Source organism: Agromyces indicus (assembly GCF_031432295.1).
GTDB lineage: Bacteria > Actinomycetota > Actinomycetes > Actinomycetales > Microbacteriaceae > Agromyces > Agromyces indicus.
Genome location: NZ_JAVKGS010000002.1, coordinates 38,699 through 58,946, shown reverse-complemented (window position 1 = coordinate 58,946; position 20,248 = coordinate 38,699). Strand labels below are relative to the sequence as shown.

At 72.4% G+C, this 20,248-nt stretch carries 19 protein-coding genes and 1 tRNA gene; 8 read left to right on the top strand and 12 right to left on the bottom strand.

The features are described from left to right. Positions 1-93: 93 nt before the first annotated feature. On the bottom strand, positions 94-1,356 hold the full coding sequence (hisS, locus tag RH861_RS06490; protein ID WP_310520328.1) for a histidine--tRNA ligase: 1,263 nt from the start codon (positions 1,354-1,356) through the stop codon (positions 94-96). Between the two features lie 63 nt (positions 1,357-1,419). Continuing rightward, positions 1,420-2,100 (bottom strand): nucleoside triphosphate pyrophosphohydrolase, encoded by a 681-nt coding sequence (locus RH861_RS06485; protein ID WP_310520327.1) that lies wholly within the window; start codon positions 2,098-2,100, stop codon positions 1,420-1,422. Positions 2,101-2,265: 165 nt separating this feature from the next. On the opposite strand from RH861_RS06485, the gene nhaA reads away from it, so the two are divergent. Beyond that, complete coding sequence (gene nhaA, locus RH861_RS06480; protein ID WP_310520326.1) at positions 2,266-3,504, top strand: Na+/H+ antiporter NhaA; 1,239 nt, start codon at positions 2,266-2,268, stop codon at positions 3,502-3,504. A gap of 58 nt (positions 3,505-3,562) precedes the next feature. On the opposite strand, the gene mfd is transcribed toward nhaA, so the two are convergent. Further along, positions 3,563-7,234, bottom strand: a complete 3,672-nt coding sequence (gene mfd, locus RH861_RS06475; protein WP_310520325.1) for a transcription-repair coupling factor — start codon at positions 7,232-7,234, stop codon at positions 3,563-3,565. A gap of 88 nt (positions 7,235-7,322) precedes the next feature. On the opposite strand from mfd, the gene RH861_RS06470 reads away from it, so the two are divergent. Next, complete coding sequence (locus RH861_RS06470; protein ID WP_310520324.1) at positions 7,323-8,027, top strand: RNase H family protein; 705 nt, start codon at positions 7,323-7,325, stop codon at positions 8,025-8,027. 4 nt (positions 8,028-8,031) lie between these two features. On the opposite strand, the gene pth is transcribed toward RH861_RS06470, so the two are convergent. Together pth and RH861_RS06460 are read right to left on the bottom strand one after the other, a co-directional pair. Beyond that, positions 8,032-8,616 carry an aminoacyl-tRNA hydrolase gene (gene pth / locus RH861_RS06465; RefSeq protein ID WP_310520804.1) on the bottom strand — a complete coding sequence of 195 codons (585 nt, stop codon included), beginning with the start codon at positions 8,614-8,616 and terminating at the stop codon, positions 8,032-8,034. Positions 8,617-8,779: 163 nt separating this feature from the next. After that, positions 8,780-9,427: a 50S ribosomal protein L25/general stress protein Ctc gene (locus RH861_RS06460; protein ID WP_310520323.1), complete on the bottom strand. Its 648-nt coding sequence runs from the start codon at positions 9,425-9,427 to the stop codon at positions 8,780-8,782. A 235-nt stretch (positions 9,428-9,662) separates the two neighbouring features. On the opposite strand from RH861_RS06460, the gene RH861_RS06455 reads away from it, so the two are divergent. Beyond that, entirely contained in the window at positions 9,663-10,379 is a 717-nt protein-coding gene (locus tag RH861_RS06455; protein ID WP_310520322.1) for a FadR/GntR family transcriptional regulator, read from the top strand. Between the two features lie 17 nt (positions 10,380-10,396). On the opposite strand, the gene RH861_RS06450 is transcribed toward RH861_RS06455, so the two are convergent. From RH861_RS06450 to RH861_RS06435, 4 genes are all read right to left on the bottom strand, one after another. Further along, positions 10,397-11,449: an L-idonate 5-dehydrogenase gene (locus RH861_RS06450; RefSeq protein WP_310520321.1), complete on the bottom strand. Its 1,053-nt coding sequence runs from the start codon at positions 11,447-11,449 to the stop codon at positions 10,397-10,399. A gap of 23 nt (positions 11,450-11,472) precedes the next feature. Beyond that, on the bottom strand, positions 11,473-12,240 hold the full coding sequence (locus RH861_RS06445) for an SDR family oxidoreductase (RefSeq protein ID WP_310520320.1): 768 nt from the start codon (positions 12,238-12,240) through the stop codon (positions 11,473-11,475). A 10-nt stretch (positions 12,241-12,250) separates the two neighbouring features. Beyond that, entirely contained in the window at positions 12,251-13,654 is a 1,404-nt protein-coding gene (locus RH861_RS06440) for a GntP family permease (protein WP_067949937.1), read from the bottom strand. A 66-nt stretch (positions 13,655-13,720) separates the two neighbouring features. Then, positions 13,721-14,254 (bottom strand): gluconokinase, encoded by a 534-nt coding sequence (locus RH861_RS06435; protein ID WP_310520319.1) that lies wholly within the window; start codon positions 14,252-14,254, stop codon positions 13,721-13,723. Positions 14,255-14,456: 202 nt separating this feature from the next. Between RH861_RS06435 and gnd the strand changes: the two genes are divergently transcribed. Genes gnd through RH861_RS06415 form a run of 4 tightly spaced genes read left to right on the top strand, consistent with a single transcriptional unit; the run spans position 14,457 to position 17,016 of the window. After that, on the top strand, positions 14,457-15,920 hold the full coding sequence (gene gnd, locus RH861_RS06430; RefSeq protein WP_310520318.1) for an NADP-dependent phosphogluconate dehydrogenase: 1,464 nt from the start codon (positions 14,457-14,459) through the stop codon (positions 15,918-15,920). 28 nt (positions 15,921-15,948) lie between these two features. Beyond that, positions 15,949-16,305 (top strand): YidH family protein, encoded by a 357-nt coding sequence (locus RH861_RS06425; protein ID WP_310520317.1) that lies wholly within the window; start codon positions 15,949-15,951, stop codon positions 16,303-16,305. A gap of 10 nt (positions 16,306-16,315) precedes the next feature. Then, positions 16,316-16,654, top strand: a complete 339-nt coding sequence (locus RH861_RS06420; RefSeq protein ID WP_067949931.1) for a DUF202 domain-containing protein — start codon at positions 16,316-16,318, stop codon at positions 16,652-16,654. Continuing rightward, positions 16,654-17,016 (top strand): hypothetical protein, encoded by a 363-nt coding sequence (locus tag RH861_RS06415; protein ID WP_310520316.1) that lies wholly within the window; start codon positions 16,654-16,656, stop codon positions 17,014-17,016. Before RH861_RS06420 ends, RH861_RS06415 begins: the two co-directional genes overlap by 1 nt. A 103-nt stretch (positions 17,017-17,119) precedes the next feature. Here the strand turns inward: RH861_RS06415 and RH861_RS06410 are convergent, their stop codons facing one another. From RH861_RS06410 to RH861_RS06400, 3 genes are all read right to left on the bottom strand, one after another. After that, positions 17,120-18,091 carry a ribose-phosphate diphosphokinase gene (locus RH861_RS06410; protein WP_067949925.1) on the bottom strand — a complete coding sequence of 324 codons (972 nt, stop codon included), beginning with the start codon at positions 18,089-18,091 and terminating at the stop codon, positions 17,120-17,122. Positions 18,092-18,128: 37 nt separating this feature from the next. After that, positions 18,129-19,577 (bottom strand): bifunctional UDP-N-acetylglucosamine diphosphorylase/glucosamine-1-phosphate N-acetyltransferase GlmU, encoded by a 1,449-nt coding sequence (gene glmU / locus RH861_RS06405; RefSeq protein WP_310520315.1) that lies wholly within the window; start codon positions 19,575-19,577, stop codon positions 18,129-18,131. A gap of 1 nt (position 19,578) precedes the next feature. Next, positions 19,579-19,650: transfer RNA gene (locus RH861_RS06400), tRNA-Gln, on the bottom strand. A gap of 98 nt (positions 19,651-19,748) precedes the next feature. Here RH861_RS06400 and RH861_RS06395 point away from each other — a divergent pair. Beyond that, positions 19,749-20,243: a MarR family winged helix-turn-helix transcriptional regulator gene (locus RH861_RS06395; protein WP_067949920.1), complete on the top strand. Its 495-nt coding sequence runs from the start codon at positions 19,749-19,751 to the stop codon at positions 20,241-20,243. The last annotated feature ends 5 nt before the right edge of the window (positions 20,244-20,248 follow it).

The following is a 20,248-nucleotide window of genomic DNA, read 5'->3' as shown; positions in this document are numbered from 1 at the left end:
GACGACTCCGTCGTGGCCCGCAGGACAGTCTAGGACCCTCGATCCGAGGTCGCCTCGCGTATGTCGTCGCGCGCGACGCGTCGCGGGGCGCCGTCAGGCGGCGAGGTCGCGGAACTCCAGCGACGCGGCATCCGTCGTCTCGGCCGTGACGGGCGCCCACGCGTCGAAGCCGTCGGCGGTCACCCGCTCGAGCAGGCCGCGCAGGTTCTTCGAGCGCTTCTCGAAGCGCACGCGCACGCCGGATGCCACGAGCTCGTGCTTCAGCGCGAGGAGCTCCGCGGGCGCGACGTCGCGGTCGTGCACGAGCACGACCGACCGCGGCCGGCCCTCGTCGCGGACGGCGAGGAGGTCGACGATCCGCTCGAAGCCGATCGAGAACCCGCACGCCGGCACCTCCTGGCCGAGGAAGCGCCCGACCATGTGGTCGTAGCGGCCGCCGCCGCCGAGCGAGTAGCCGAAGTCGGGGTGGGCGATCTCGAAGATCGTGCCCGTGTAGTACCCCATGCCGCGCACGAGCGTCGGGTCGAAGTCGACGGCCGCGCCCGGCACCGCGTCGCGCAGGGCGACCAGGTCGCGGAAGGCGTCGCGGTCGAGCCAGCCCGGGGCTGCGGCCTCATCGGCGGCGATCGACCAGTCGGCCGCCGCGAGCTCGCGCAGCTCGTCGGCGACGCCGGGGCGGTCGACGCCCAGGGTCGCGAGCTCCGCGGCGACGCCGTCGGGGCCGATCTTGTCAAGCTTGTCGATCGTGATGAGGGCGCGCTCGCGCAGGTCGTCGGGCACGCCCCACGAGCCCAGGATGCCGGCGAGGATCCGGCGGTCGTTCAGCCGGATGCGGCATCCGTCGAGCCCCAGCGCCTCGAGCGCGTCCACGGTCGCGGTGAGCAGCTCGAGCTCCGCGAGCGGGCCGGCCTCGCCGATGATGTCGATGTCGCACTGGACGAACTGCCGGTAGCGGCCCTTCTGCGGGCGCTCGGCGCGCCAGACCGGCGCGATCTGGATGGCGCGGAACACGGGCGGCAGCGCGGCGCGGTGCGTCGAGTAGAACCGGGCGAGCGGCACCGTCAGGTCGTACCGGAGGCCGAGGTCGGCGAGCGAGAGCGCGTCGCCGGACTCGGCCGCCGCCGCGAGGTCGTCGGGCGTGATGCCGCGCTTCATGACGGCGAACGCGAGCTTCTCGTTGTCGCCGCCGAGACCCGCGTGCAGTCGCGACGAGTCCTCCATCACGGGGGTCTCGATCTCGTCGAACCCGTGGGCCGCGTACACCCCGCGGATCACCGAGAGCGCGTGCTCGCGGCGGGCCTTCTCGGCGGGCAGGAAGTCGCGCATGCCGCGCGGGGGCGTCACGGTCTGGGCCATGCGTCCCATTCTTCCAGCAGCGGATGGCGCGCCCGACCGGTGTGCGTGTCGAGGCGCGCTCCGCTACTCGGCGGCCGCCGGTCGAGAGCCGACCTCCCGCTCGCGGACCTCCGACGACAGGTCTCGGATGGCGCCGCGCAGCGCCCGCTCGGCGTCGAGGCCCTGCGCGCGGGCGGACGCGACGAGCGCGAGGAGCGTGTCGCCGAGTTCCGCCTCCGTGGTGGGTGCGGTCGCGGCATCCGTCGGCTCACGGGTCACGCCCACCTTCTCGGCCTTGCCGAGCAGCTTCTGCGCGAGCGCGAGTGCGGGCATGCCCTGCGGCACGCCGTCGAGGACGCTCGTGCGGTGCGGCTTCTCACCGGCCTTGAGCTCGTCCCAGAACGCGACCACGTCGGCGGCCGTCTCGGCCTCGCGGTCGCCGAAGACGTGCGGATGCCGCGCGACCATCTTCGCCGTCATGTGCCGGGCCACCTCGTCGATGTCGTAGTCCTCGCCGGGGGTGTGCGCCGCGAGATCCGCGTGGAAGAGCACCTGGTAGAGCACGTCGCCGAGCTCCTCGATCATCTCCTCACGCGAGCCGGACTCGATCGCGTCGATGAGCTCCCAGCACTCCTCGACGAGGTACTGCACGAGCGACTCGTGGGTCTGCTCCGCATCCCACGGGCAGCCGCCGGGACCGCGGAGCCGTCCGACCATCGCGACGAGCTCGAGCAGTCCGTCTCCGGACGCGGGGGCCTGCGTCATCCGTCGTCACCTTCCCGTCCGCGCATTGCGGCTCCTCCCAGCGAGCGTAATCGCGGCCCGATAGACTCGATACCCGGGGTGCCGGGAAGTCTGGTCGGCCGACGCGATGCGTCGTTCACGTCCCCGCGCGCCCGCCCGGTCGCGCTCGTCTTCCCCAGAGGTGCCATGAACATCCTCCGCTCCGAGCGCGTCTCCGCGTCGCTCCTGCTGTCCGCCGCCGTGCTCGGCCTGCTGCTGGCGAACCTCGCGTTCGGCCCGGCGCTGATCGACCTGAAGCACGCCTACCTGCAGGTGCCCTTCACTCCCCTGGAGCTCTCGGTCGGACACTGGATCAGCGACGGCCTCCTGGCGATCTTCTTCTTCATCGTCGCGATCGAACTGCGCCGCGAACTCGTCATCGGGGAGCTGAACAGCCTCTCGAAGGCCGCGCTGCCCGCGATCGCCGCGATCGGCGGCGTCGTCGTGCCCGCGGTAGTGTTCCTCGTCTTCGCCGGCAACGGGCCCACCTCCGACGGCTGGCCGATCCCCACGGCGACCGACATCGCGTTCGCGCTCGGCGTGCTGGCGATGTTCGGCCGGTTCATCCCGACCCGGGTGCGCGTCTTCCTGCTCGCCCTGGCCGTGCTCGACGACCTCATCGCGATCCTGCTGATCGCCTTCTTCTTCACCGCCGACGCCGACCTCACATGGCTCGGGTTCGCCGCCATCACCGTGACGCTCTTCGGCATGACCAGCCGGCTCCTCCGCCCGCGGTCGCCGTACGTGCTCGCGCGCCGGGCGCAGTGGCCCGTGATCGTCGCGCTGGTCGTGCTCGGCGTGCTCACGTGGAGCTTCGTCTACCTCTCGGGCGTGCATGCCACCATCGCGGGCGTGATGCTGGGCCTCGTGATGTCGCGGCGCCCCGCCGGCCGGGTCATGCACGAACTCGAGCCGTGGTCGAACGGCGTGGTGCTGCCGCTCTTCGCGTTCTCCGCCGCGCTCGTCGCGGTGCCGCAGGTGCGACCGAGCGAGCTCGACCCGGCGTTCTGGGGCATCCTCGTCGGCCTGCCCGTCGGCAAGATCGTGGGCGTCACGATCGTCGGCGGCATCGCGACCTGGTTCGTCGGCCGCCGCAAGGGAATGACGCCGTTGACCTGGGCCGACATCGCGACCGTCGGCGCCCTCGCCGGCATCGGCTTCACGGTGTCGCTGCTCATGAACGAGCTCGCGTTCCGCGAGTACCCGGACGTGATCGACCAGGGCACCGTGGCCGTGCTGCTCGGCTCCGGCGCGGCGATGATCGTCTCCGCCGTGCTCGTCACCCTCCGGTCGCGGCACTACCGCCGGCTCGGCGAGCAGAAGGGCGTCGGCGGCGCGATGTCGCGCAACGCCGCTCCGCCGATGGAGGAGGCCGACCGGGCCTGACGACGACGGGGGCGGATGCTGCGGCATCCGCCCCCGTCTCGTCGCGGGCCCGCGGGACTCAGCCGGCCGTCGCCGCCGCGCCGTCGGCGACCGGCTGCTCGACCGGGAAGATCACGCCGATGAGGTTCGAGACCCACTCGATGAGGTCGGCGTCGCCCGGAGCCTCGCCGCCGGGCGTCGGGAACGGCACGAGGATGACGTCGTTCTGCGCGAACAGCTTCGCGCCCGGGTACATGCGCTCCAGCCGCACACGTCGCGAGTCGGGGAGCCGGGCCGGCGCGATGCGCAGCTTCGAGCCGGTCGCGATGACGTCGGAGAGTCCCGCGAGCTGGGCCTTGCGCCGCAGGCGGGAGATCGCGACGAGGTGCTCGACCGCCTCGGGCGGCTCGCCGTAGCGGTCGACGAGTTCCTCGACCACGAGGTCGATCTGGTCCTCCTTGGCCGCCGGCCCGCTCGCGGCCGACAGCTTCTGGTAGGCCTCGAGCCGCAGCCGCTCGCTGTCGACGTAGTCCTCGGGGATGTGCGCGTCGACGGGCAGTTCGAGCCGGAGCTCGGTCTGCCCCTCGGCGACCTCGCCGCGGAACGCGCTCACTGCCTCGCCGATCATGCGCAGGTACAGGTCGAACCCGACGCCGGCGATGTGACCGGCCTGTTCCGCGCCGAGGAGGTTGCCGGCGCCGCGGATCTCGAGGTCCTTCAGGGCGACCTGCATGCCGCTGCCGAGCTCGTTGTTGGCCGCGATCGTCTCGAGGCGGTCGTGGGCCGTCTCGGAGAGGGGCTTGGCCGGGTCGTAGAGGAAGTACGCGTACGCGCGCTCGCGCCCGCGCCCCACGCGGCCCCGGAGCTGGTGCAGCTGGCTCAGGCCGTACTTGTCGGCGCGATCGATGATGATCGTGTTCGCGTTGGCGATGTCGAGGCCCGTCTCGATGATCGTCGTCGAGACGAGCACGTCGAACCGGCGCTCCCAGAAGTCGACGACGATCTGCTCGAGCACGTGTTCGTTGAGCTGTCCGTGCGCGACCGCGATGCGCGCCTCGGGCACGAGCTCGGCCAGCTGCGCGGCGACCCGGTTGATGGACGAGACGCGGTTGTGCACGAAGAACACCTGCCCCTCGCGGAGCATCTCGCGGCGGATCGCGGCGGCGACCTGCTGGTCGGAGTAGGGCCCGACGTAGGTGAGGATCGGGTGGCGGTCCTCCGGCGGCGTCGCGAGCGTGGACATCTCCCGGATGCCGGTCACGGCCATCTCGAGGGTGCGCGGGATCGGCGTGGCGCTCATCGCGAGGATGTCGACGTTGGTCTTGAGCTTCTTCAGCTGGTCCTTGTGCTCGACGCCGAACCGCTGCTCCTCGTCGATGACGAGCAGCCCCAGGTCCTTGAACTTCACCTGCTCGGTGAGGATCCGGTGGGTGCCGATGACCATGTCGACGGTGCCGTCGGCGAGGCCGGCGACGGTCTCGCGCACCTCCTTGTCGGTCTGGAACCGGCTGAGGGCCCGCACGTGGACCGGGAACCCGGCGAAGCGCTCGGAGAACGTCTCGAGGTGCTGCTTGACGAGGAGCGTGGTCGGCACGAGCATCGCGACCTGCTTGCCGTCCTGGATCGCCTTGAACGCGGCGCGGACGGCCACCTCGGTCTTGCCGAACCCGACGTCGCCGGCGAGCAGCCGGTCCATCGGGATGGGCCGCTGCATGTCGGCCTTGACCTCGTCGATCGTCTGCAGCTGGTCGGGCGTCTCGGCGTAGGGGAACGCCTCCTCGAGCTCGTGCTGCCACGGGGTGTCGGGCCCGAACGCGTGCCCCTTGGCCGCCATGCGAGCCGAGTAGAGCTTGACGAGCTCGACGGCGATGTCGCGGACGGCCCTCCGTGCGCGGCTCTTGGCCTGAGCCCAGTCGCTGCCGCCCATCTTCGACAGCGAGGGCGCCTCGCCGCCCACGTACCGCGAGAGCAGGTCGAGCTGGTCCATGGGCACGTACAGTCGGTCGCCGGCCTGGCCGCGCTTGGACGGGGCGTACTCGAGCACGACGTACTCGCGCACCGACTTGGGCGCCTGCTGGATGCCCGCGGTGCGACTGGGTCCGGTCGGTCGTGTGCCGGTGGCGACCTCGCGCTGCACGAGCTCGACGAACCGGCCGATGCCGTGCGTGGAGTGCACGACGTGGTCGCCCGGCTTCAGCTGCAGGGGGTCGACGACGTTGCGGCGACGGCTGGCGAGCTTCTTGACCTGCCGGGTGTCGTATCCGGCCGACCGACCGTAGAACTCGGCTTCGGCGATCAGCCCGACCTTCGCCTCGGGCACCTCGAAGCCGGCCGAGGCCTGGGCCTGCACGAGGAACGCGACGCCGGGTTCGAGTTCGGCGGGCACCTCGTCGACGAGGCGGCCGGCGAGCCCGTGCTCGGCCAGCACGTCTCGGGCGCGCTCGACGAGGCCGTGCCCGGCGGCGGCGACCACGAGGCTCCAGCCGTCGCGGAGGCGCTCGCCGACGTGGGCGACGGCGCCCTCGACGTTGCCCTGGAAGCTCGGCACACTCGCCGCCGCGATGCGGACGTACGCGCCGTCCGGACCGCCGGACGCCTCGCCGATCGCCTCGGCGGCGTCGCCCTGGTCGAAGCTCGAGAAGGTCCACCAGGCCCGCCGCGGGTCGGGCTCGCCCGGTGCGCTGTGCAGCGCCGACTCGCGGAGCTCGCGCAGCGTGAGGAAGTCGCCGGCCTCGAGGTCGATCGGCGCGGCGGCGCCGGCGGTCGCGGCGTTCCATGCTGCGGCGAGGAACTCGCGGTTCGTCTCGGCGAGGTTCACGGCCCGGGAGGCGACGCGCTCGGGCGCGACGACGGCCACGGCGGCGCCCGCCGGGAGGTAGGTCGTCACCGGGACCAGCCGGTCGAGCAGCGCCGGCGCGAGCGACTCCATGCCCTCGACCGGGATGCCCTCGGCGACCTTCTCGAGGATGCCCGAGAGGTTGGGGAACTCGTGGACCATCTCGCGTGCCCGCTGGCGCACGGGCTCGGTGAGGAGCAGCTCGCGGCTCGGCGGGAGCTCGACGCGCTCGACCTTCTCGGGGAGCGACCGCTGGTCGGCGACGGAGAAGGCCCGCAGTTCCTCGACCTCGTCGCCGAAGAAGTCGACCCGCACCGGGTGGTCGGCGGTCGGCGGGAACACGTCGAGGATGCCGCCGCGCACCGCGAACTCGCCGCGACGCGACACCATGTCGACGCGCGCGTACGCGAGGTCGACGAGGCGCAACGCGATCCGGGACAGGTCGTACCCGCGCGCGCCCCGGGCGAGCACGATCGGCTCGAGGTCGCCGAGGTTGTCGGCGACCGGCTGCAGCGCGGCGCGCACCGAGGCGACGACGACGAGCGGATGGCGCGCGCCCTCCGCCTTCCACGTGCGCAGCCGGCGCAGGGCGTGCAGGCGTCGGCCGACGGTCTCGGCGGACGGGCTCAGCCGTTCGTGCGGCAGGGTCTCCCAGGCGGGGAACTCGAGGAGCTCGCCGTGCTCGAGGTACGGCTCGAGCGACGCGCGGAGGGCCTCGCCCTCGCGGCTGGTCGCCGTCACGGCGAACAGGGCCGGCGCGAGCCCGGCCTCGCGGCGACGCTCGAGCAGCGCGGCGAGCATCGGCGCCGCGAGGCCCGCGGGCGCGGAGAAGTCCGCGTTCCGCTCGGCCTCCGCGAGGGCTCGTTCGATCGTGGAGGCGCGCGAAAGCGCCGTGTTCAAGCCCTGCAGGATCACCGGAGCAGTCTACGCGCGCCCCCTGACAGCCCTCCGATGTCGCAGCGCGCCGATAGCATGGTCGCCGTTCCCGACCGGAAGGACCCGCATGATCATCGCCGCCGCCGACGGATCCGCCCTCGGCAACCCCGGTCCGGCCGGGTGGTCGTGGTACGTCGATGACGGATGCTGGGCCGCGGGCGGGTGGCCGCACGGCACCAACAACCAGGGCGAGCTCACGGCCGTCCTCGAGTTGTTCCGGGCCACGGCGCACCTCGACGAGGAACTGCTCGTGCAGTGCGACAGCCAGTACGTGATCAACGCGCTGACGAAGTGGATGCCGAACTGGAAGCGCAAGGGCTGGCGCAAGGCCGACGGCTCCCCCGTGCTGAACCTCGAGCTCATGCAGTCGCTCGACGAGGCGCTGCGCGGCCGTCGCTACCGGTTCGAATGGGTTCGCGGGCACGCCGGGCACCCGATGAACGAGGCCGCGGACGAGCGTGCGCGCGCGGTCGCGATCGCCTACCAGCGGGGTGGCGACATCCCCACGGGCCCCGGCTGGACGGGGGCGTGCGAACCCGCCGTCGATGCGATCGTCTCCCCCGGGCGGGTCGACCTCCCGGACGCCGCCGACGACGCCGACGCGGGCGCGGGCGAGGTGCCCGCCGACGCGGCGCTGTTCGACTTCGACGACCCCACCGCCGACTGGACCACGCTCTCGCTCGAGCTCACGACCGAGGAGCACACGCGGCTCGTCGAGCGCGCCCGCGCCGCCGGCGTCTCACCGGAGGAGTTCCTCCGCGGCCTGATCTAGCGGCTCAGGCCGGCGAGTGGAAGCGCTGCTGCGCGGCCACGAGCCCGTCGGTGACGATCGACTCCACGGCGTCCGCGGCATCCGCCAGCAGGTTCGGCAGCGCCTCGCGCTCGGCCCCGGCGAAGTCGCGGAGCACGTAGTCGGCGGCGTCCATGCGACCCGGGGGTCGACCGATCCCGACGCGCACGCGCGTGAACTCGGGCGATCCCGAGGCCTTCTGGATGTCGCGCAGCCCGTTGTGGCCGCCGTGGCCGCCGCCGCGCTTCAGCCGCACCGTGTCGAACGGGATGTCGAGCTCGTCGTGCACCACGATGAGCCGGTCGACCGGCAGCGAGTAGAACTTCAGCAGCGCCGAGACCGGCCCGCCCGAGGTGTTCATGTAGCTGTTGGGCTTGGCGAGGACGAGCTTGGGGCGCCCCGGGCCGAGGAACCCCTCGGCGACGCGCGACGGCGTCTTGTGGCTCTTGAACGTCGCGCCGATGCGGGACGCGAGCTCGTCGGCGACCATCTGGCCGACGTTGTGGCGGTTGCCCGCGTACTGGGCGCCGGGGTTGCCGAGGCCGACCACGAGCCAGGTGTTGTCGGACACGACCTCGTCCTTCCGGCGGTGCAGGAGGCGGTCGAGCAGGTTCACGGATGCCTCCGGAGCGGGGGTGGTGGGAACGGCGGAGGGCCTGCGGCCCGCGTCCGAGCGTACCCGGATGCGGCGCCGCAGGCCCTCACGTCGAATCGATCGATCGGGGTGCGGTCGACTACTCGGCCGACTCGCCCTCGGTCGCGGCCTCCTCGACGGCGCCCTCGGCCTCGGAGACCTCGCCCTCGGCCTCCTCGCCCTCGGCGGTCTCCTCGCCGAGGTCGACCTTCTGCGGCACGTGCACGTTGATGACCAGCGTCTCGGGGTCGCTGATGAGGGTCGCGCCCTTGGGCAGCTCGACCTCGTTGGCGAGCACCTTGGTGCCGTCCTCGAGGCCCTCGACCGAGAGGGTGATGTTCTCGGGGATGTGCGTCGCCTCGACCTCGAGCAGGAGGGTGACGGCGTCGAGGTCGGCGATCGTGCCGGAGGCGGGCTCGCCCTCGACGTGCACGGGGACCTCGACCTGGACCTTCTCGCCGCGCTTGATGACGACGAGGTCGATGTGCTCGATGAGCTGGCGCACCGGGTCCTTCTGGACGTCCTTCACGAGCGCGAGCTGGCTCTTGCCGCCGATCTGGAGGTCGAGCACCGCGTTGGCCTTGCGGATGAGCAGCGCGACCTCGTGGCCCGGCAGCGTCAGGTGGCGGGGGTCGGTGCCGTGGCCGTAGAGCACGGCGGGGATCTTGTCGGCGGCGCGGATCTTGCGCGCCGCGCCCTTGCCGAACGACTCGCGCGGCTCGGCGACGATCTTGTTGTCTTCGTCCATGGTGATGGCTCCTAGCGGGCTCGCGGCCCAGAGTGGGGTTTCTGATGTCGTCTCGAACGCCCGGCACTGCGCGTACGCAGCCAGCGTGAGGAACAGCCGTGAGTCTCGTTCCACCGCGTCGATCACGGATGCCGCACCGGGCGGGCCCGGCTCCGGCGGCATCCCTCGCCGAAGTTCAATCGCCCAGTCTACCGGATGCCGCAGTCGGGGCTGCGCGCGCCGATATCCTCGACCCATGAGCTCCCGCCTGCACGACCTCGTGGTCGACACCCTCGGCCGCCGCGTGGTGCAGGGCGAGCTCGCCGAGGGCACGACGATGCTCGCGGAGGAGCTCGAGCGCGAGTTCGGCGTCTCGCGCTCGGTCGTCCGCGAGGCGGTCCGCGCGCTCCAGTCGCTGGGACTCGTCGAGTCCGCCAAGCGCGTCGGCATCCGCGTGCTGCCGATGGCCCGCTGGAACGTGTTCGACGCCTCGGTGATCCGCTGGCGGCTCGCCGCGGACGCGCACGGCGTCCAGCTGCGCTCCCTCACCGAGCTGCGCGCCGCCGTGGAGCCGGCCGCGGCCGAGCTGGCGGCCCGCTTCGGTCCGGATGGACTCGCGGCCGAGCTCATCGCGATCGCGGGCCGCATGCGCGCGGTCGGCCGGGCGGGCGATCTGGCGACGTTCCTCGATCTCGACATCCGCTTCCACGCGCTCGTGCTCGCGGCATCCGGCAACGAGATGTTCGCCAAGCTCGAGGGGGTCATCGCCGAGGTGCTGCGCGGCCGGACCGAGCACGGGCTCATGCCCGACCACCCGCACGAGGAGGCGCTGCAGCTGCACGTCGACGTGGCCGACGCGATCCTCGGACGGCGACCGGACGAGGCCCGCGAGGCCATGGACCGCATCATGCGCCGCACGGTCGACGAGGTCCAGTCCGTGTGGGCGGGCCGGCCGCGCGTCCACCTCGCGTAGCCGGCCCGCCGGTCGGGTCACGAGAAGCGCAGCAGCACCTTGCCGCTGGTGGCGGCATCCGTCGCGGTCTCGAACGCCGCGAGGGCGTCGGCCGCGTCGAACTCGTGGGTGACGATCGGGTCGACGACGAGCGAGCCGTCCCCGAGCGCGGCGACGACCTCGTCAATCTCGTCGTTGAAGCGGAACGAACCGACGAGTTCGAGCTCGCGCGTGATCGCGAGCGAGACCGGCACCGGCTGGTCGCCCGTGGGCAGGAGCCCGACCATCACGACGCGACCGCCTCGGGCGGTGCCGCGGATGGCCGAGCCCAGGCCGAGCGGGTTGCCGGACGTCTCGAAGGCGACGTCCGCCTCGACGGCGGCGATCGCGTCGGCATCCCGGGCGTCGACCGTCCGAGTCGCTCCCGCCTCGCGCGCGATCCGCAGCGGCAGGTCGTGCAGGTCGACCGCGACGATCTCGGCGGCGCCCGCCCGGCGCAGCACGGCGACCGTGAGGGCGCCGATCGGCCCGCTGCCCACCACGAGCGCGCGACGCCCCCGCACCTCGCCGGCGCGGCCCACCGCGTGCCACGCGACGCTCGCGGGCTCCACCAGCGCGGCGTCGCGCAGCGCGAGCCCGTCCGGGAGCGCCCGCAGCATCCGCGCCGGGAGCACCGCAAGGCGTGCGAAGGCGCCGTCGGTGTGGGGCACCCGGGCGGCGCTGCCGAGGTAGGTGCACCCCGGCGAGAGGTTCGGGCGATCGGCCGGGTACCGCGCGCCGTCGCCGGGCCCGGGGGTGGCCGGGTGCACGGCGACGGGCGTGCCCGCGGCGGGACCGGTTCCGTCGGCGGCCGCGCGGACCACGGTACCTACGACCTCGTGGCCGAGCACCATCGGGTTCCGGAGGATCGACTCGCCCGCCGCGCCGTGGCGCCAGTAGTGCAGGTCGGACCCGCACACGCCCCCGTAGGCGATCTCGACCACGGCGTCTCCCGGTCCCGGCGCGGGGACCGGGACCGGCTCGACGCGGAGGTCGCCGGCGCCGTGGGCCACCACGCCCAGCGTGGTGCCGGGGATCTGCTGCTCGTTCATCCGTTCCCTTCCGTCCGTCGCCGTCACACGACCGCGGTCATGCCGCCGTCGACGAAGACCACCTGGCCGTTGACGTAGTCCGACCCGTCCGAGGCGAGCCACACGGCCGGCCCGATCAGGTCCTGGGTGGTCCCCCACCGGTGCGCGGGCGTGCGCCCCGTGATCCAGGCGTTGAAGTCGGCGTCGTCGACGAGGTTCTGCGTCATCTGCGTGTGGATGTATCCGGGCGCGATCGCGTTCACCTGCAGCCCGTGCGCGGCCCACTCGGCCGTCATCGCGCGGGTGAGGTTGCGGATGCCGCCCTTGGAGGCGGTGTACGCGCCGATGGTCGGCCGGGCGAGATCGGCCTGCACCGAGGCGACGTTGATGATCTTGCCCCGCCCGCGGGGGATCATGCGGCGGGCCGCCTCGCGACCGACGAGGAAGGCGCTCGTGAGGTTGGTGCGGATCACCCGGTCCCAGTCCGCGGGGTCGAGTTCGAGCATCGGGACGCGGTGCTGGACTCCGGCGTTGTTCACGAGGATCCGCAGTTCGCCCACGTCGCGCTCGACCCGGGCGATCCCGTCGGCGGCGGCCGCGGCATCCGTCACGTCGAAGGCGACGGATGCCACGCGCCCCGCACCGTACCGATCGGCGAACGCCTCGTGCGCCGCCCGGAGCCGGTCGGGGTCGACGCCGTGCAGGACGATCGTGGCGCCCGCGTCGGCGAGCCCCGCTGCGATGGCTCGGCCGATGCCGCGACTCGAGCCGGTGACGAGCGCGACGCGCCCGGTGAGGTCGAAGAGGTCCACGGCCGCCCTCCTAGAAGCCGCTCGCGAGCAGGTAGATCGTGAGGGACAGCGCGAAGCCGATGATGCCGACGAGCGCCTGGCCGACCGTCCAGGTCTTCAGGGTCGTCTTGGTGTCCATGCCGAAGAAGCGCGAGACCAGCCAGAAGCCGGAGTCGTTGACGTGGCCGGCGAACACCGAACCGGCGGCGAGGCTCAGCACGATCGCGGCGAGCTCGACCGGGTTGTAGGCGGCATTGTCGAGGACCACGGGCTGCACGAGCGCGGCGGCGGTCGTGAGCGCGACGGTGGCCGAGCCCTGGGCGAGGCGCACGACGGCGGCGATCACGAACCCGGCGACGATGACCGGCAGCCCGATCGCGTCGAGGGACTCGGCGATGGCGTTGCCGATGCCGCTCGCCCGGAGCACGCCGCCGAACATGCCGCCGGCGCCGGTGATGAGGATGATCGAGCAGACCGGGCCGAGAGCGCTGTCGACGACCGTCTCGACGAGGCTGCGCGGCTTGCGGTTGCGCCAACCGAGCAGCCACATGGCGAACAGGACGGTGATGAGCAGCGCGATGGGCGTCTCGCCGAGCAGGCGGAGGATCTGCACCCACGTGTCCTCGAGCGAGACGAGGCCCGCGGTGGCCGCCATGTTGAGGCCGGTGTTGAGGAAGATCAGCCCGAGGGGCAGGAGCAGCAGGAAGAGGATGGTGCCGAGCTTCGGGGTGGATCGGAACTCCTGCTCGGGCGAGTCCGCCGGGGCGTCGAGGATCATCGGCACGGGCAGGTCGATGCGCCGCCCGAGGAACCGGCCGAAGAGGTAGCCGACGACGTACCAGGTGGGGATCGCGACGACGAGGCCGAGGACCAGCACGAGACCCACGTCGGCGCCGAGCAGGCCGGTCGCGGCCACCGGGCCCGGGTGCGGCGGGACGAAGATGTGCATGACCGAGAACGCCGTCGCGGCCGGGAACGCGTAGAGCAGCAGCGACCCGCCGAGGCGCCGGGCGACGGTGAAGATGATCGGCAGCATGACGACCAGGCCCGCGTCGAAGAAGATCGGGAAGCCGAACATGAGCGACGCGATCGACAGCGCGAGCGGAGCGCGCTTCTCACCGAACCGGGCGATGAGCGCGTTGGTGAGCACCTCGGCGCCGCCCGAGACCTCGAGCATCCGGCCGAGCATGGCGCCGAGGCCGACGAGGAGTGCGACGCTCGCGAGCGTGCCGCCGAATCCCGTGAGGAGGGTGGGCACGAGTTGGCCGGCGGGGATGCCGGTGGCGATGGCGGTGAGCACGCTCACGATCACCAGGGCGATGAACGCGTGGATGCGGAACTTCATGATGAGCAGCAGCAGCGCGGCGATCGCCGCGGCCGCCACCGCGAGGAGGCCCGGCGTGCCGAGCGTCCAGTTGAGGTCGAGGTCGGTCATCTTCGTCCTTGTTCGAGAGTGGTGGTCGGGATGGGTGGTGCTGTGGTTCGCGGGCGACCGGCGGCGTCAGCCGTGGTCCGGGGCGCCCTCGTCCAGGACGCCGAGCGCGTCGCGGACATCCGCGACGATCTCGGCGGGGTCGCGGCGGACGTCGACGCGGATGCCGCGCTCGTCCTCCTCGAGGGGCTCGAGCGCGTCGAACTGCGACGCGAGCAGGCTCACGGGCATGTACTCGTGGGTGCGCCCGAGCTGACGGTCGGCGATGAGGTCGGGGTCGCCGACGAGGTGCACGAAGACCGTCGAGGGCGCGTAGGCGACGAGCTGGTCGCGGTACCGACGCCGGAGCGCCGAGCAGGCGACGACGATCGGGCGGCCTTCCGCCAGCTCGGCGCCGATGCGCAGCGCGATGATCTGGAGCCAGGGCGCGCGGTCCTCGTCGTCGAGCGGCTGGCCGGCGGCCATCTTCGCCTTGTTGGCGCTGGGGTGCAGGTCGTCGCCGTCGATGAACTCGACGCCGAAGGCCGCCGCCAGCGCGGCGCCGATGGTCGACTTCCCCGATCCGGAGACGCCCATCACGATGATGGGGGTGCGAAGTGCCATGGTGCTGCTCCTCAGACGCGTCATTACATCTGATTCCAACACCCGACTCGCGGGTTTAAATCAGATTTATTGCAGGTACGATAGCACAGCGTCGGCGCGGATGGTCAGAGGGACTCCCGACGACACACGGGGCGGGCGTGTCCTACGCTTGACCCGATCCCCCGACGGAGCGAGGCGCCGCTGCGCGGCGCGAGGAGGAATGATGGCGGAGACCACGGGCACGGCGAACATCGGCGTCGTCGGACTCGCAGTGATGGGGTCGAACCTGGCCCGCAACCTGGCGAGTCGCGAGGGCAACACGGTGGCCGTGTTCAACCGCTCCCCGGAGCGCACGCGCACCCTCACCACCGAGCACCCCGAGGCCGGGTTCGTCGCCGCCGAGGGCTACGACGAGTTCGTGGCCTCGCTCGCGAAGCCCCGCACCGCGATCATCATGGTCCAGGCCGGCCGGGGCACCGACGCGGTGATCTCCGAGCTCGTCAAGCGGTTCGAGCCGGGCGACATCATCGTCGACGGCGGCAACGCCAACTTCCACGACACCATCCGTCGCGAGGCCGAGATCGCGCCGACCGGCATCCACTTCGTCGGCGCCGGCATCTCCGGCGGCGAGGAGGGCGCCCTGAACGGACCCTCGATCATGCCCGGTGGCTCGGCCGAGTCGTACGAGACGCTCGGCCCGATCCTCGCCTCGATCGCCGCGGTCGCCGAGGGCGAGCCGTGCGTCACCCACGTCGGCACCGACGGCGCCGGCCACTTCGTCAAGATGGTCCACAACGGCATCGAGTACGCCGACATGCAGCTCATCGCCGAGGCCTACGACCTCATCCGACAGGGCACCGGCAAGTCCCCCGCCGAGATCGCCGACATCTTCGCCGAGTGGAACACCGGCGAACTCGAGAGCTACCTCATCGAGATCACCGCCGAGGTGCTCCGGCAGACGGATGCCGAGACCGGGCAGCCGCTCGTCGACGTCATCCTCGACGAGGCCGGCGCGAAGGGCACCGGCGCCTGGACCGTGCAGAACGCGCTCGACCTGGGCGTGCCCGTGTCGGGCATCGCCGAGGCCGTGTTCGCCCGCAGCCTCTCGTCCAAGCGCGCGCAGCGCGACGCCGCCGCCGACCTGCCCGGCCCCTCGGGCGAGTGGACCGTCGCCCCGGACGACGCCGACGCCTTCGTCGAGGACGTGCGCCGCGCCCTCTACGCGTCGAAGATCATCGCCTACTCCCAGGGCTTCGACGAGATCGTCGCGGGCGCCGAGCAGTTCGGCTGGGACGTCAAGAAGGGCGAGATCGCGAAGATCTGGCGCGCGGGCTGCATCATCCGCGCGCGCTTCCTCAACCGCATCGCCGAGGCCTACGCCGAGGACCCGGGCCTCGTCGCCCTCGTGACCGCGCCGTACTTCCGCGACGCCGTCGCCGGCGCGCAGGACAGCTGGCGCCGCGTCGTGCAGGTCGCCGCCGGCGCCGGCATCCCCACGCCCGCCTTCTCGTCGTCGCTCGCGTACTACGACGGCCTCCGCGCCCCGCGCCTCCCCGCCGCACTCGTGCAGGGCCAGCGCGACTTCTTCGGCGCCCACACCTACAAGCGCGTCGACAGGCCCGGCGTGTTCCACACGCTCTGGTCGGGCGACCGCTCGGAGATCGAGACCACGCCCTCGTCGCACTGAGCGTCGGGCACGGGGTGAGACGGAGCGGATGATGCCGAGGCCGTCGTGGCAGCAGGAGGGGCAGGACCCCGACTACCGGTTCACGCTGGCCAACGAGCGCACCTTCCTCGCCTGGATCCGTACCGCGCTCGCCCTGCTCGCGGGCGGTGTGCTGCTGCACCAGTTCGCCGTCGGGCTCGAACCGCGGGTGGTGCTCGTCATCGTCGCGGTCGGACTCGGGCTCGTCTCCACCGCGCTCAGTGTCGTCGCGTACACCCGGTGGCGCGCGAACGAGATCGCCATGCGGCACGGACGGCCGCTCCCCTACGGCTGGGCGCTGCCCGTGCTCACCGCCACGAGCCTCCTGACGGCGGCGGTGCTCACGGTCGTCCTGATCGTGTCGTGAGGCCGCCGAGGTGAGCGCCTACCGCGTGCCGGCGACCGGCGACCCCGGCCTCCAGCCGGAGCGGACCGCGCTCGCCTGGGGCCGGACCTCGCTCGCGATCGCCGTGAACGCGCTGCTGTCGCTGCGCACCGGGCTCGTGCTCGGCGAGCCGTCGCTGGTCGCCATCGGGGCGCTGCTGTTCGCCGCCGCCGGCGGCGCGGTCGCGATCGGCGCCGTGCGGCGCGTGCAGCTCTCCGGCGCCGAGCTGACGATCACCCCGCCCGCCTGGGCGCTGCCCGGCGTCGCCGCGGCGACCGTCCTCGCGAGCGTGGGCGGCATCGCCTCGGTGCTCGTGGAAGGATCGGCGTGATGGACGATTCGCATCCCGAACTCGACGACGACGGCTGGCGCGACGACCGACCGGTGCGCACCGAGCGGCGCCGCCGCGCGCTCCGGATCGTCGTGCTCGTCGCGCTCGCCGGCATGCTGCTCCCCCTGGTCCTCTCGGCGTACGGCGTCGCCCGCGCCGCCGCGGAGCGCGCGTGCGCCGTCTACGCGCTCGACTACAGCGTCAACGCGAGCTCGAGCGTCGGCTTCGACCTGTTCGCCGAGGGCGGCCCCGGCTGGCTCTGCTTCGCCCAGGTCGGCCCAGGCGACCGCGGCATCCTGCTCGGCAACCTCGGCCTCATGCCGGCCGCCCCGCGCCCCGCAGCGCCAGGACGCGACGCGTAGGCGCCCCGGGCGCCGGTCGCCGCACCCCTAGGACCAGAGCAGCCGCCGCCTGACCCGGCGCCGGGTCACCGTCGGAGCCAGGGCTTCGCCGTGGCACCTGCCATCAGGCCGCGCCGTCGAACATACTCGTGACGCTGCCGTCCTCGAACACCTCGTGGATGGCCCGGGCGAGCAGCGGGGCGATGGGCAGCACCGTCAGGCGGTCCCAGCGCTTCTCCTCCGGCACGGGCAGCGTGTCGGTGACCACGACCTGGTCGATGAAGTCGGACTGCAGGATCTCGACGGCCGGGTTGGAGAAGACCGCGTGGGTCGCGGCGACCACGACGCCCGTGGCGCCGTTCTTCTTCAACGCCTCGGCCGCCTTCACGATCGTGCGGCCCGTGTCGATGAGGTCGTCGACCAGCAGGCACACGCGTCCCTCGACGGTGCCGACGATCTCGTGCACCGAGACCTGGTTCGGGACGAGCGGGTCGCGGCGCTTGTGGATGATCGCGAGCGGCGCGCCGAGCTTGTCGGACCAGATGTCGGCGACCCGAACGCGCCCCATGTCGGGAGACACGACCGTGAGCGTCTCGGGGTCGAGCAGCTTGCGGAAGTGCTCGAGCAGCACGGGCATCGCGAACAGGTGATCGACCGGGCCGTCGAAGAAGCCCTGGATCTGCGCGGCGTGCAGGTCGACCGACATGATCCGGTCGGCGCCGGCGGCCTTGTAGAGGTCGGCGACCAGGCGGGCCGAGATGGGCTCGCGGCCGCGGCCCTTCTTGTCCTGACGGGCGTAGGGGTAGAACGGCGAGACCACCGTGATGCGCTTCGCGGACGCGCGCTTCAGCGCGTCGACCATGATGAGCTGCTCCATGAGCCACTCGTTGATCGGCGCCGCGTGCGACTGGATCACGAACGCGTCGGTGCCGCGCACGCTCTCGCCGTAGCGCGCGTACAGCTCGCCGTTGGCGAACGTGCGGGCATCGGTCGGCACGAGCTCCGACCCGAGCTCGGCGGCGATCTGCCGCGCGAGCTCCGGGTGCGCACGCCCCGAGATCAGCACGAGCCGCTTCGATCCGGTGGTCTCGATCATGTGTGCAGTCCTTCCCACCGGTGGCGGCGTTCTCTGGTCAGTCCTCGGTCGCCTGGACGGCGTCGCCCGTGCCGGCCGCCTCGGCCGCCTCGGCGGCCTTGGTGCCGGCCCGGTGCTCCCGGACCCACCCGTCGATGTTGCGTTGCGGGGCGACGTTCACCGCGAGGGCACCGGCAGGAACGTCCTTGCGGACGACCGTCCCGGCCCCCGTGTAGGCGCCGTCCCCAATCGTAACGGGCGCGACGAACACGCCGTGCGACCCGGTGCGGACGTGGGACCCGATCGTGGTGCGGTGCTTGCTCACGCCGTCGTAGTTCGCGGTGATCGAGCCCGCACCGACGTTCGAGCCCTCGCCGATCTCGGTGTCGCCGATGTAGGACAGGTGCGGCACCTTGCTGCCCGCGCCGATGTCGGCGTTCTTCGTCTCGACGAACGTGCCGATCTTGCCGTCGGCGCCGAGCACGGTGCCCGGCCGGAGGTACGAGAACGGTCCGACGGAGGCACCGGCGCCGATGACGGCGAGCGTGGCATCCGTTCGCTTGACCTCGGCGTTCTCGCCCACCTCGCAGTCGACGAGCGTCGTGTCGGGGCCGACCACCGCGCCCGTCGCGATGGCCGTCGCGCCCTTCAGCTGCGTGCCCGGGCGGATCGTGACGTCGGGCTCGATGCGCACGGCCAGGTCGATCCACGTGGTGCCCGGGTCCTCGATCGTGACCCCGTTGAGCTGCCAGCCGCGCACGATGAGCGCGTTCAGGCGCGCCGCGGTCTCGGACAGCTGGGCCCGGTCGTTGATGCCCGCGACGAGCCAGCCCTCGGACACCGGCCGGGCCTTGACCTCGGAGCCCGCGGCGCGGAGGTGCTCGATGACGTCGGTCAGGTACTTCTCGCCCTGCGCGTTCTCGGTCGTGAGGTTCGCCAGCTGGTCGCGCAGCGCGTTCGCGCCGAACGCGTAGACGCCCGCGTTGACCTCGTCGATCGCGAGCTCCGCCTCGCTCGCGTCCTTCTGCTCGACGATGCGGTCGAACGACCCGTCGGCCGCCCGCACGATGCGCCCGTAGCCGGCCGGGTCGTCGTACCGGGCCGAGAGCACGGATGCCGCGAGCCCGTCGGCGCGGTGGCGCTCGAGCAGCTCGGTGAGCGTCGAGGCGTTCAGGAGCGGCACGTCGCCGTTCAGCACGAGGACCTCGCCGGCGAAGTCGCCGGGAAGCGCCTGCACGGCCTGCTCGACCGCGCGGCCGGTGCCGGGGATCTCGTCCTGGTCGACGATGATCGTGCCGGGCAGCTCGGTCTCGATCGCCGCCGCGACGAGGTCGCGCTCGTGGCGCACCACGGCGACCACGTGCGCGGCATCCAGCGCCCGTGCCGTGGCGAGCACGTGCGCGATGATGGGCGCACCCGCGAGCGGGTGGAGGATCTTCGGCGTGGCCGACTTCATGCGGGTGCCCTGACCCGCGGCGAGCACGATGATGGCGAGGTTGTTGTCCATGCTCCGCCACCAGGATTCGAACCTGGTCCTCACAGCTCCAAAGGCTGTCGTGCTGCCGTTACACCATGGCGGACCGCGCCCGGCGGGGGTCCGCCGAGCGCCTACCAAGTCTGCCACGCGGCATCCGTCGGCTCTGAACGGATGCCCCATGCCCGATGCGATACTGGCGACATGACGGCGGACGCGGACGAGGTGGACCGGATCGTCGACGACTGGGAGCGCGAGCGCCCCGACCTCGACTTCGCCCCCCTGCAGGTGTTCTCGCGCGTCGGGCGACTCGCGAAGCTGCTCGACCGCGCCCGGAAGCAGGCGTTCGAGCGCTCCGAGCTGGAGTCGTGGGAGTTCGACGTGCTCTCCGCGCTGCGCCGTGCGGGGGCGCCGTTCCGGCTGCCGCCGAAGGCGCTGCTCGCGCAGACGCTCGTCTCGAGCGGCACCATGACGAATCGCATCGACCGGCTCGTCGCGCGCGGTCTCGTCACGCGGCAGACCGACCCGCACGACGGCCGCGGCATCCTCGTCGAGATGACGCCCGCGGGCGTCACGCGCGTCGACGCCGCGATCACCCGGCTCGTGGATGCCGAGGCCGAGCTGCTGGCCGGCCTGCCCCCGGCCGAGCAGCGCCGGCTCGCCGCACTGCTGCGGAAGCTCTCGCTCGGCTTCGCCTGAGCCGA